The organism is Fredinandcohnia onubensis, assembly GCF_002734285.1.
Lineage (GTDB): Bacteria > Bacillota > Bacilli > Bacillales > Bacillaceae_L > Ferdinandcohnia > Ferdinandcohnia onubensis_A.
This window is the reverse complement of the sequence record NZ_NSEA01000016.1, coordinates 121,944-134,031: the sequence shown is the minus strand read 5'-3', so window position 1 is coordinate 134,031 and position 12,088 is coordinate 121,944. Positions and strand designations below refer to the sequence as shown.

Below are 12,088 nucleotides of genomic sequence, written 5' to 3'. Positions count from 1 at the left end.
TGTCAGAATCAGGCGTGTATTCAGACTCGCTGCTCGCAAATCCTGCTCGTGCAGTCAGAATCAGCCACGTATTCAGACTTACAGTTCGCTCTCTCAACTTGACCCAGTCGGAATCGACTCACTAAAAAAATAGTTTAATAGATTTTTCAAATTTGGTAGTTTAGGATTCTATTTTTTTGGCGAGAATGGTTTGTGAAGGGATGGTGCTAGAGAGTGAGTAAACAAATTGCGATTATATCATTTATATTTTTAATGTTAATTGGGGCGAATAGCCATTTATTGATAAAAGAAACAAGTGCGGAAAGGTATCAGGTGATTCCGGATGAAGCGATTCGACTTCGTATCTTAGCAAACAGTGATTCCGAAGAGGATCAAGCTTTAAAGCGTAAGGTTCGCGATGCAGTGAATGCAGAAATCACGGTATGGGTAGCGGAGTTAACTTCCATTGAAGCAGCAAGAGAGTTGATTCAAGAGAGACTACCAGAAATCGAGAAGATCGTTGCTAGAGTATTAGAAGAGGAAAAGAGCAATCAAAGTTATTCAGTTGATTACGGACGCAATGTTCAATTTCCAACAAAGCTTTACGGTCAATTCTTATACCCAGCGGGTGAGTATGAAGCAATTCTGATTTCGTTAGGCGAAGCTGAAGGGGCAAACTGGTGGTGCGTGTTATTCCCGCCATTATGCTTCTTAGACTTCTCAACTGGTGACGCAATTGAAGCGTCAGATGAAGAGGGAACAGATGTAGCGATGGATCAAGAAGAGCAAGAAGAGCAAGAAGTTGAAAAGAAAGACAGGCAAGACAAGAAAGACAAGGAAGAAAATGCAGAGAATCAGGAAAGTGAAGGGGAAGAAGTAGAGGTAAAATTCTTCTTGGTTGAATTGTTCACTTCACTTTTTAGCTAAAAGTCTAGCATTAGGTTCTATTTGTTTAGAAGCCCTCATAGAGTAGTTACTAGATAACGAAAGATGGGGTGGAGACTATGAAACAAATTAGAACGGCAACTGAACAGGATATTGAAAAGGTAAAAGCGTTTTTAGGACAAGCTGAAGTAAGTGCGGAAGGTATTGAATCGATTATTGATCACTTTATTTTACTGGAGGATGCTGAGCAAAAAATCCTCGCGACCTTAGGAATTGAGAGAATCGAAAAGGATGGCTTACTTCGATCACTCGTAATCTCGCAGGGTGTTGACCAAACGAATTTATTAACCCTGTTTAAAAGTGCAATTTCACTAGCGAAGCATAAGGAAATAAGCCGATTGTATTTAGCGACAAATAAGCAAGCGTCTATTCAATTTTTCGCCATGCTTGGTTTTGGACAAGTTGATACGAATGAGCTACCTGAACATATCAAAGAATCAAATCATATCTCACAGCTGCTTGAAAAAGCGGATCCGATGTTCATGGTTTCGCAAATTGAAAAATAAAAATAGTTTTCAAACCCTTGTTTGTGAATTGAATGTTCGCAGGTGGGGGTTTTATTTGTGTTTATACACCTAATTTGTGGATATTGTGGATAAGTTTTGTTGTTAAAAAGTAAAAAAATATGATAGTCTATGGAACGTGATGAAAAATATGTGCTGTGGATACATTTTTTCCTGTAGGTGTGATTTATGGAAAAGTTGGTTATATCCACAAAATTATCCACATTTTCGGTTAAATTATCCACAAAATGTGGATAACACTTGTTTTCTACCCATTATATACCTATACTTTTTTATATTATAATAATAAATAAACTACATAACTAAAGGAATTCTATATAGGAGTTGCGTTACATGGAAACAAAACAATGGGTTGTGGATAAATATGAACAAAATTTAGAATCTTATCCACAAATAAAAGAGGCTGCAAAGCTTTTACAGGCCAATGAAGTGGTTGCATTCCCTACTGAAACGGTCTATGGCCTTGGAGCAAATGCTTTGTCTGACGAGGCGGTCGCAAAAATTTACGCAGCAAAGGGGCGCCCGAGCGATAATCCACTGATTGTCCACATCTCCACAATTGGGCAGCTTCATAAATTCGCGCAGGATATTTCGGAGCATGCGGAGCGATTGATTGAAAAATTCTGGCCGGGTCCATTAACACTTGTTTTAAAAAAGAAGGAAAATGCTGTTGCAAGTAAAGTAACAGCAGGTCTAGAAACGGTAGCAGTTCGGATGCCGAGCCATCCAGTTGCATTGGCATTAATATCGGCAACAGGGCTTCCGCTTGCTGCGCCAAGTGCGAATCTTTCGGGAAAGCCAAGCCCAACACTTGCCAAGCATGTAGCGGATGATTTGACTGGAAAAATAGCTGGCGTCCTTGACGGCGGAGCAACCGGTGTTGGACTTGAATCAACGGTTCTGGATTGTTCGGGTGATGTGCCTATCATTTTACGTCCAGGCGGTGTGACGAAAGAGCAGCTTGAGGAAGTGTGTGGTGTGGTTGAGGTTGACCAGGCGATTTTAAAAGAAGATGAAGCGCCAAAATCACCAGGAATGAAATATAAACATTATGCACCAACGGCTCCACTTACAATCGTAAATGGCTCGATGGAATTTATTCAGTCCCTTATAAATGAAAAGCAAGCAGAGGGTTTGAAGGTTGGCGTTCTGACAACAACAGAACGCGAAAAGAATTACAGTGCAGATAAGATTATTGCTTGTGGATCGCGCGAAGATTTAGAAACGGTGGCAAAGAGGCTTTATGATGTCCTTCGCCTCTTTGATGAAAGTAATGTCGATGTTATTTTTAGTGAGAGTTTTCCTAGTGAGGGTATTGGACAAGCCATCATGAACCGGTTGACCAAAGCAGCGGGACATAAATTGATAACTGAATAAATTGGGAAAATCCTTGACTGAAATATGTGTTCAAAAAGGTTACGAATCTTAAAGCAAGAAGGTCAAGGAAGGAGAGACTTGAGGACCGGAGAGTATGCCCATAATGCGTGAGGACCCGAGAGGCCGAGTGACGCAGAGATTCGCAGTTTTATCATTTGGCAACTTTTTGAACAACCTTCTTCTATTTCGTTTTGTACATGCATATGTTGAAATAGGCACGTCCAAGGAGGTAGAAGATGGATATTACAGCATTTCTCGGGGAAATTATAACCTTATTTATTATGGCATTTGCTTTAGGAATGGACGCATTTTCCGTAGGACTTGGAATGGGTTTAATCCGGTTGAGACTTAAGCAGATCTTAACAATCGGGATAACCATCGGTTTGTTTCATATGTGGATGCCTTTGGCTGGAATGATGATCGGCCATTTTTTATCAGATACATTTGGAGCAATTGCAACCTATGTAGGTGCAGGATTGCTCTTATTTTTAGGTTTGCAAATGATCATTTCTTCCTTCAAGGACGATGACGGTGACAAACGCATGATTACACCTATTGGATTTGGTTTGTTTATTTTTGCCTTAAGTGTCAGCCTCGATAGTTTTTCTGTTGGGCTTTCATTAGGAATTTATGGTGCGAAGACAATTATGGTTATTCTGATGTTTGGTGTAGTTAGTATGGTACTGTCATGGGTTGGTCTTTTGCTAGGGAGAAAGGTTCAAAATTGGCTCGGTACATATAGTGAGGTACTAGGTGGTTGTATCCTCCTAGTCTTCGGAGTGAAATTGCTATTTCCTTTATAAGTGGGACGAGGGACCTGTTCCCTGTGACCCAAAAGGAATCTGAAATCTAAATGAGGAACCTTGGACCTAAGGGAGCTGTGCCCTGTGAAAGAGTATGAGTGAAAAACTCGTGCTCTTTTTTTCATATATTGACTATGTGTTTTGGGTTCATCTCATTTATAATAGTACTATATCGAATTTTGTCTATTTATGCAGGTCGTTCGTAGCATCAAGACAGGTAGAAAAGGGTGATGAAATGATTCGTGTTTTATTTGTTTGTACAGGAAATACATGTCGAAGTCCGATGGCTGAGGCGATTTTACGAAATAAGGCGGGAGAAGAAATCGAAGTGAAATCAGCGGGGATATTTGCTGGGGATGGCAGTCCTGCTTCGGCAAATACGGCGCAAGTCTTGAAGGAAAATGGAATTGAGTGTCAGCACTCTTCTTCTTTTTTAACACAAGAGCATATTGATTGGGCCACATGTGTGTTAACGATGACCAACCACCATAAGCAAGCAATACTTCAAAGCTTTCCGGAAGCGCAGGGCAAGGTACATACCTTAAAGGAATTTACAAATGGTAGTGGCGATGTTTCTGATCCATTTGGAGGACCGGTAGAAATTTATAGAGAAACCTATGCAGAGCTTGAACCATTAATTTGTGAAGTACTTTCAAAACTTAAATAGTTAGTTAGATTCGGGGGAGAATCGGTTGAAAAAGAGGCGCTATAAATTTGGTATAAAGCTAAAATTAGTCTTTCTTACGACTATATTAGCGATTGTGACTTACTCAACATCCGCGTTATTCATTTATTTTGTGTATCCGTTCGTAGATGAGTTGATCAATCAACAAATTTTTATCATTGGGACGTTGGTATTAGGGATTGTTTGGTCTGGGATTCTCGCTTATTTCGCGGCTTCCTTCATTACGAAGCCACTCCAAAGGCTTGAGCAGGTAGCGATTCATGCGGCAAATGGTGATATTCGTGAGGATGTGCCCGTTTCGAAATCAGATGACGAGATTCGAAGCTTGAGTCTTGCTTTTAACAAAATGCTTCACAATCTCCGTGAAATGGTTCAAAACATTGAAGGAAACTTTGAAAATACAAATGAAAAGGTCATTGAGATAACGAAGGCATCCAGTCATGCATCCGAACAGGCAGAAAATATTAATCGAACGATTTCTGAGATTTCCAAAGGGGCGGACAGCTCGGCTGTATCGATTCAAGAAACGGCTGAATCTGTCGAGGATGTCATTCAAATTGCAGAAGAGGTCCAAGCAAATGCGAAAACCTCACAAAACTTGTCTGTTGAAATGGTCGATACATTGAATGATAGCAAAGAGGTTGTTCATTCCTTAATTTCAGGCATTAATAAGCTTGTTGATAACAATCAAATATCACTTCAAGCCGTAAATCGTCTAGAGACGAATGCGAAGGAAGTGGAACATATTATATCTCTGGTTGGCGATATTGCCCGCCAAACGAATTTACTTGCATTGAATGCCTCGATTGAAGCGGCCCGTGCTGGTGAGCATGGAAAAGGCTTTGCAGTTGTTGCTGAAGAAGTAAGAAAGCTTGCGGACGAAAGCTCTAAGGCTGTTCAAGGGATTGCGGAGCTTATTCAAAATATCCAGCAAGAGGTCCGAAATGTGGTCGTTCAAATCTCAGAACAGGTTGCGGTTGCAAATGAGGAAGCGAAAAAGGGAACCATCACAAATGATGCGATTGCTGAAATGACAACGTCCGTTCATGAGGTGGCAGATGCAGTAAAACAAATTGTTACCTTGGTTGAAAAACAAATGGATCGCATACAAGCGACATCCCTCCAGTCTCAAGAGGTTGCAGCAATTGCCGAACAGACTTCAGCTGGTGCTCAAGAAGTGAGTGCGGCAACGCAACATCAAACAAGTGTGATTTGTGAAGTGGACGAGTTGGCACAGGAGCTTGCTACACAAGCAGGCCAGTTAAAGAAGACGATCCAACGGTTTACAATGTAAATTTTAAATGATGGAACTCCTATTTTGGTTTGGGAGTTCTTTTTTAGGTATAATAAGAGTAAATGGAATGTCTTATGGCGAAATAAAGCCAAGTCTCAATTCATATTAGGGGGATTTACAATGAAAGTTGCAATTGCTTCAGACCATGGCGGTTTAGTGTTACGTGAAGAAATTAAAAAAGTATTGGACGAACTTGAAATTGAGTATGATGATTTCGGGTGTGAGTGTTCGACATCCGTAGATTATCCGGATTATGCCCTACCTGTAGCGAAAAAAGTAGCGAACGGGGAATATGATCGTGGCATTTTAATTTGCGGAACGGGGATTGGAATGAGTATTGCTGCGAACAAGGTACAAGGCATCCGTTGTGCACTTTGTCATGATGTATTTAGTGCAAAGGCTACTCGTGAGCATAACAACAGCAATATTTTAGCGATGGGTGAGCGTGTCATTGGCCCTGGGCTAGCGGTTGAAATCGCAAAAACATGGCTTACTACAGAATTCTTAGGTGGGCGTCACGAAAACAGAATCAACAAAATTACCGAATATGAAAACAACCCATCTGGGGAATAACATACGAGAAAACCGCGCCTGAGGACTAGATGTATCAGGCGTATCTTTAATTGTGGGACGAGGGACCTGTCCCAAAGGAGGGAATGAGAGATGGTTGCGGATCTTGAGGTGTGGAGAAGGCAGCTTCAGACGCTTCTTTCGGAGTTTGTGGAAAGAGCTTCGTTGAAAAAAGGAGAGTTTCTTGTTGTCGGCTGCAGTACGAGTGAAGTCATAGGTGAACGAATCGGAACAGCTGGATCTGAAGAAGTGGCAGAAATGATTTTTAGCGAATTGGTTAAGCTTCGTGAAAATGTCGGTGTTGAGCTCGCGTTTCAGTGCTGTGAGCATTTAAACCGTGCCTTGGTTGTGGAACGTGAAACAGCTATACATAAAAATTACGAACAAGTAACCGTCGTTCCGGTTCGAACAGCGGGCGGTGCGATGGCAACATATGCTTATGGGCATTTTACCGATCCTGTTGTTGTTGAATTCATCAAAGCAGAAGCAGGCATTGATATCGGTGACACCTTTATCGGCATGCATCTAAAACATGTTGCAGTTCCAATTCGAAGTTCAGTTAAAGAACTAGGTGGAGCACATGTCACAATGGCCAAAGCAAGACCAAAACTCATTGGTGGCGAAAGGGCAGTTTATCCGGATAAAAAGGAAAATAAGAAATGTTAATCACCACAGGGACCACGTGGACGGTTCCTGTGGTTCTTTTCATTTTAGTAAAATATTTATAATTACATGTGTAACTATTTGGGGATTTGATCGTTTTGTAAGTAAGGTATGATGGAAGAAAGTGAGAAAGGGGGGCAGCGATGAGTAAGGAACGGAATGAGAAACTAGATGATATTTATCGCCGTTATGCGGAACCCCTTTTTTATTATCTGTTACGAATGTCAGGATCCTCTACTTTAGCTGAGGAGCTTGTTCAGGAAACATTTTTCCGGGCAACGGTATCCCTTTCCTTTTACAAATATGAGGACGTCAAACCTTGGCTGTTTAAGGTTGCTCGTAATACATACCTGGATGAATGGCGAAAGCGACAGCGGTGGAAGTGGGTCCCTTTTTACGATAAAGGGGATATGAAGAGTCCATACGGGATCCCGGAGGAAGAAGTCGTTACGAGGGAGAACATCGGGGAGTTAGCTGATTTACTTGAACTGCTCCCGGAAAACTACCGTACGATTATTTATTTCCGGGAAATTGCAGAATTCTCATATGAAGAAATTCAGGAAGCGATGGAATTGACTGAATCACAGGTAAAAGTGACACTTCATCGCGCACGAAAAAGGCTTCAGATATTGGCGGGGAGAGGCAATATAGATAGACGTTTTGAATAATTTTGAGTTAAATGTTGAACCAGGAGAACCGTCCCTATGGTTCTATAAAAGGAGTGAAGAAGATGACAGAGTGGACGAAGGATAAGGAAAAGCGGGTTCTGTGGAAGTATCGTTTTTCGCTGACGATGAGGATCATACGGGTTGTACTCATTCTCTTATTTTTGTATGGCATCTATATGGCTATACTTTCGATTGGTTACAGTTTTACCAAGCTTGATGATAAGAATTCATTTCATTTGAATCTAGCAATTGACTGGACGCAACCGGGCCTTCATGGTGAGTATGGTAGGCCAATTAATGCCGAAATTACCCCCTTTCTAAGTCAAAGAATAACCATTCCTATTTCACAGACAATAGGAAAGGAAGAACAGGTCATTGGTGAATGGAATGTAACGAAACGCTTGCTAAATCTATTTTCAACAAAAGAGACATCCTATTTTCAAAGCTCAGATAATAAACAGTTTGGATTTGTGCTACCTGAGGACCCACGTACAGGAAAGAAATTGGCTGGTGTAACGAAAATGGCAGATCAACAAGAGTGGCAGAAGCTCGAGATGGTTCACGAGGGCACAGTTGCAAATCTAGCATTTTCAACTTCACAATTTTATAATCCGAAAGACTTGTTAAAGAAGATAGAAAAATATGATGTGGACGTTTATTGGATGCCTTTATATGCCGGGGAATTGAAAGCTTTCGAGTCGTCTTGGGTAAAGACAGGTGGTGGAGAGCATTTGTCAGTTGATACACTTGGCTTATCAAGGGCTGTTGATATGGATGAAGATTATAATGGCTGGGCTGAATGGCTCTTAACAAGTAAGGCCATTGATGAAAATCAGAAGGTGATGCTAGAGAACATGAAGAATCTTATAGATGATGAGAGCAAAACCTATCGTCAAAATGTGCTCGGGCTATGGTACCTAGAAGAACGCTACGAATATTTAAAAGAAAACGAGTTTTTAGTATATGGTGCGGTTGTTACCGGTCCAGTGAAGGAACTTTTAAAATTAAAAGAAGAGCAAGACTTCAGAAATATCCAGGTTGGCAAATTCGAATACTGGAACTGGGCGACGGAGTGAAGGTGGAGACAGGGGGAGCCTTGTCTCTATTTTAATTTCAATGTAAAATTAAGGTATTAAGATAAAGGAGTGAAGGTAATGGCGATTAGAAAAGTAAAAAAAGAAGATCTTCATAGGCTTATCGATTTAATTGATGAAAATGATAACGAACCAGTCTATGATCTCCTTCAAAAAGTTATCGACAAAAAGATAAATTTCGCTGATGGCTTAGTTGTTGAATACGATGATTCCCCCCTTACTGAAGAGGAAAAGAAAAAGGTTGAAAAGGCTGAGAAAGAAATACAGGAAGGAGAATTCATTGACTGGGGGAAATTAAAAAATGATTTATAAATACAAAATAGTTCTTTCAAAGAGCGCTGAAAAATTTATAAGAAAACAAGACAGAAATAGAAAGAAACAGATATTAAAAATATTAGACAACCTTGAATCTAGTCCGTATAATTTACCTAATGTAAAACCAATAAAAGGTACAGATTTCGAAGATTATAGATGTAGATTTGGCGATTTTAGAATGATTTATAGAGTTGAAAGTGACATATTAACAATTTTAGTCTTAGACATCGGGTCTCGTGGCGATATATATAAGCGGTTATAACCTACCTAATAAACCCTTCAATATTTTTATCTTCTTTTGGAACTCTTCGATATTTATTTTTTTCCAACAACCTATAAAATCTTAATGTGTATCTGTTTACTAATATGTCAAATCGACAAGAAAATAAAACCAATATTCCCGCTCCATTATTACAGCCTGTTTCAAAAAACAAATAAGAGAACAATACTTTACAAATAGTTGTAAAACGTTCGGTTTTTAGAAAAAACATTAAATTTTTTTAATTTCCAGAAAAGGCAATAGTAATCGTATATTAGCAGCCTTCAACCTTGTTTTAAAGCGATTTCAACGAAAAAAGAATCTAAAAGTTAATCTTCCTACTGCCGAATAAAAGTGTTACAATGGAAAAGTATTTTTTAAATTAGCGGAATAATTCATAATAGATTAAAAGGAGGATTCCAAATGAAACATTTATCGGAGCAAGATCAACAAGTATTTCAGGCAATACAAGATGAACTAAAACGACAACGTACTAAAATTGAACTGATTGCATCTGAAAACTTTGTAAGTGAAGCAGTCATGGAGGCCCAAGGTTCTGTATTAACGAACAAATATGCAGAAGGATATCCTGGACGTCGCTACTATGGTGGCTGTGAGCATGTGGATGTAGCAGAGAACATTGCTAGAGACCGTGCGAAGGAAATCTTTGGCGCAGAGCATGTGAACGTGCAACCACACTCAGGGGCTCAAGCGAATATGGCTGTATACTTTACAATCCTAGAGCAAGGTGACACTGTACTTGGGATGAATCTTTCCCATGGTGGACATTTAACACATGGTAGTCCGGTAAACTTCAGTGGAATTCAATACAATTTCGTGGAGTACGGAGTAGATCCTGAAACACATCAAATCAATTACGACGATGTACGTACTAAAGCAGTCGAAAATAAGCCAAAGCTTATCGTTGCAGGTGCGAGTGCATATCCACGTGCAATAGACTTTAAAAAGTTTAGAGAAATCGCGGACGAAGTGGGCGCATACTTAATGGTAGATATGGCTCACATCGCAGGTCTTGTGGCAACAGGTCTTCACGAGAACCCTGTACCATATGCAGATTTCGTAACAACTACAACTCACAAGACATTACGTGGTCCACGTGGTGGTATGATTCTTTGTAAAGAAGAATTCGCGAAGAAAATCGATAAGTCTATCTTCCCTGGAATCCAAGGTGGTCCATTAATGCACGTTATTGCTGCTAAAGCAGTTGCTTTTGGAGAAGCTTTAACAGATGAATTCAAACAGTATACAAAAAATATCGTTGACAATGCGGCGAGACTAGCGGCTTCTTTACAAAAAGAAGGCTTAGACCTCGTATCTGGTGGAACTGACAATCACTTACTACTACTTGATGTTCGTTCATTAGGTTTAACTGGTAAAGTGGCTGAAAAGGTTCTTGATGATGTTGGCATTACAGTTAACAAAAATACGATTCCATTCGATCCAGAAAGTCCATTTGTAACAAGTGGTATCCGAATCGGAACAGCTGCTGTTACAAGCAGAGGTTTTGGTTTAGAGGACATGGATGAAATTGCATCGATCATCGCATTTGCACTGAAAAATTCAGAAGACGAAGCGAAGTTAGCTGAAGCAAGCGCGCGTGTTGAAGCATTAACTAGCAAGTTTGTCCTTTATAAAGAGTATTAAAATAGTTGAAGGCAGGACTCCCGTTTGTATGGGCGTCCTGCCTTTTTGGTTTAGGGCACAATTATTTGGAGATAGGGCGCAATTCTCGGAGGTTAGGGGACAATTAATCGAAGATAGGGCACAATTCTTCAGGGTTAGGTCACAATCCCGTGGACCTAGGTCGCAATTGTATTCTGTGATTTCCTACTCCACCTGCTTATGTCCGATATATTTGGCTGAATGTCCGAAATATCAGCATCTATGTCCGATAAAAGTAAATGAATGTCCGATATATTTAAAAGTTTGTCCGATATCTTAGAAGTTGTGTCCGATATAGCAAAAATTCGTAGTACATATCTCCATTTCCACTCCAACCACCCCAGAACAAAAGCACTTGCACAAATATCGAAGTGCATCCATTCTGTGTATTTTAAAATTTCGTCTTGAACATGTTTTATTTTTTCTGTAAAATCTATTGAAGTGTGAAAAATATAGTTCGTGGTGTTAATTTTTCTGCTGATGGTCATTCTAAGAACAGCGATACTCAAAAAAGGAGAGATGAAAGATGGGGAAAGTGTACGTTTTTGATCACCCACTAATTCAACATAAGCTTACATACATACGTGATAAGAACACGGGTACAAAGGAATTTCGTGAATTGGTAGACGAAGTTGCTAGCTTAATGGCTTTTGAAATTACTCGTGATATGCCGCTTGAGGAAGTTGAAGTTGAAACTCCTGTACGCAAAGCGAAATCAATGGTTTTATCTGGGAAAAAGATTGGGATTGTGCCAATTCTTCGTGCTGGTTTAGGTATGGTGGATGGAATTTTACGTTTAATCCCAGCAGCAAAAGTAGGGCATATCGGACTTTATCGTGACCCTGAAACATTGCAGCCAGTTGAGTATTATTTTAAAATGCCTTCTGACATTGAAGAGCGTGAATTCATCGTGGTTGACCCAATGCTTGCAACAGGTGGATCAGCAGTTGAAGCAATCAATGCCTTAAAGAAGCGCGGTGCTACTAATATAAAATTCATGTGCTTAATTGCAGCGCCTGAGGGTGTAGAAGCGATTAAAGAAGCTCATCCTGATATCGATATTTTCATCGCAGCACTCGATGAGCAATTAAACGACCATGGCTACATTGTTCCAGGTCTTGGAGATGCCGGAGACCGTTTATTCGGTACGAAATAATTAGAAAAGTGGAGGCGCTGCAACTAGACTACCTCCACATATTTGACCACCTTTTGAGAAAAGCTATCTCAAA

14 protein-coding genes are annotated in these 12,088 nt (G+C 40.1%); all 14 read left to right on the top strand.

The genetic code is table 11. The features are described from left to right. Positions 1–213 precede the first annotated feature (213 nt). The 14 genes from spoIIR (at position 214) to upp (ending at position 12,015) form a co-directional block, all read left to right on the top strand. Positions 214–906, top strand: coding sequence for a stage II sporulation protein R (gene spoIIR / locus CKJ95_RS16735; protein ID WP_099354598.1), 693 nt, complete (start codon positions 214–216; stop codon positions 904–906). A gap of 77 nt (positions 907–983) precedes the next feature. After that, positions 984–1,430 carry a GNAT family N-acetyltransferase gene (locus CKJ95_RS16730; protein ID WP_099354597.1) on the top strand — a complete coding sequence of 149 codons (447 nt, stop codon included), beginning with the start codon at positions 984–986 and terminating at the stop codon, positions 1,428–1,430. A 351-nt stretch (positions 1,431–1,781) separates the two neighbouring features. Next, positions 1,782–2,825: an L-threonylcarbamoyladenylate synthase gene (locus CKJ95_RS16725; protein WP_099354596.1), complete on the top strand. Its 1,044-nt coding sequence runs from the start codon at positions 1,782–1,784 to the stop codon at positions 2,823–2,825. Between the two features lie 236 nt (positions 2,826–3,061). After that, a complete protein-coding gene (locus CKJ95_RS16720) occupies positions 3,062–3,628 on the top strand; it encodes a manganese efflux pump MntP (protein WP_099354595.1) in 567 nt (188 codons plus the stop codon). Between the two features lie 235 nt (positions 3,629–3,863). Beyond that, on the top strand, positions 3,864–4,295 hold the full coding sequence (locus tag CKJ95_RS16715) for a low molecular weight protein arginine phosphatase (RefSeq protein WP_099354594.1): 432 nt from the start codon (positions 3,864–3,866) through the stop codon (positions 4,293–4,295). Between the two features lie 25 nt (positions 4,296–4,320). Further along, entirely contained in the window at positions 4,321–5,607 is a 1,287-nt protein-coding gene (locus CKJ95_RS16710) for a methyl-accepting chemotaxis protein (RefSeq protein WP_099354593.1), read from the top strand. 120 nt (positions 5,608–5,727) lie between these two features. Then, the gene (gene rpiB / locus CKJ95_RS16705; protein ID WP_099354592.1) at positions 5,728–6,180 is read left to right on the top strand and encodes a ribose 5-phosphate isomerase B; all 453 of its coding nucleotides are present in this window, start codon (positions 5,728–5,730) and stop codon (positions 6,178–6,180) included. 90 nt (positions 6,181–6,270) lie between these two features. Then, positions 6,271–6,843 (top strand): TIGR01440 family protein, encoded by a 573-nt coding sequence (locus CKJ95_RS16700; RefSeq protein WP_099354591.1) that lies wholly within the window; start codon positions 6,271–6,273, stop codon positions 6,841–6,843. A 140-nt stretch (positions 6,844–6,983) separates the two neighbouring features. After that, entirely contained in the window at positions 6,984–7,508 is a 525-nt protein-coding gene (locus CKJ95_RS16695) for a sigma-70 family RNA polymerase sigma factor (RefSeq protein ID WP_099354590.1), read from the top strand. Between the two features lie 62 nt (positions 7,509–7,570). Continuing rightward, positions 7,571–8,584, top strand: a complete 1,014-nt coding sequence (locus tag CKJ95_RS16690; protein ID WP_180271554.1) for an anti-sigma factor — start codon at positions 7,571–7,573, stop codon at positions 8,582–8,584. Positions 8,585–8,662: 78 nt separating this feature from the next. Next, on the top strand, positions 8,663–8,914 hold the full coding sequence (locus CKJ95_RS16685; RefSeq protein WP_099354588.1) for a hypothetical protein: 252 nt from the start codon (positions 8,663–8,665) through the stop codon (positions 8,912–8,914). Next, positions 8,904–9,179, top strand: coding sequence for a type II toxin-antitoxin system RelE family toxin (locus CKJ95_RS16680; RefSeq protein WP_099354587.1), 276 nt, complete (start codon positions 8,904–8,906; stop codon positions 9,177–9,179). Before CKJ95_RS16685 ends, CKJ95_RS16680 begins: the two co-directional genes overlap by 11 nt. Positions 9,180–9,599: 420 nt before the next feature. Further along, a complete protein-coding gene (gene glyA, locus CKJ95_RS16675) occupies positions 9,600–10,841 on the top strand; it encodes a serine hydroxymethyltransferase (RefSeq protein WP_099354586.1) in 1,242 nt (413 codons plus the stop codon). A gap of 544 nt (positions 10,842–11,385) precedes the next feature. Then, entirely contained in the window at positions 11,386–12,015 is a 630-nt protein-coding gene (gene upp, locus CKJ95_RS16670) for a uracil phosphoribosyltransferase (RefSeq protein WP_099354585.1), read from the top strand. The last annotated feature ends 73 nt before the right edge of the window (positions 12,016–12,088 follow it).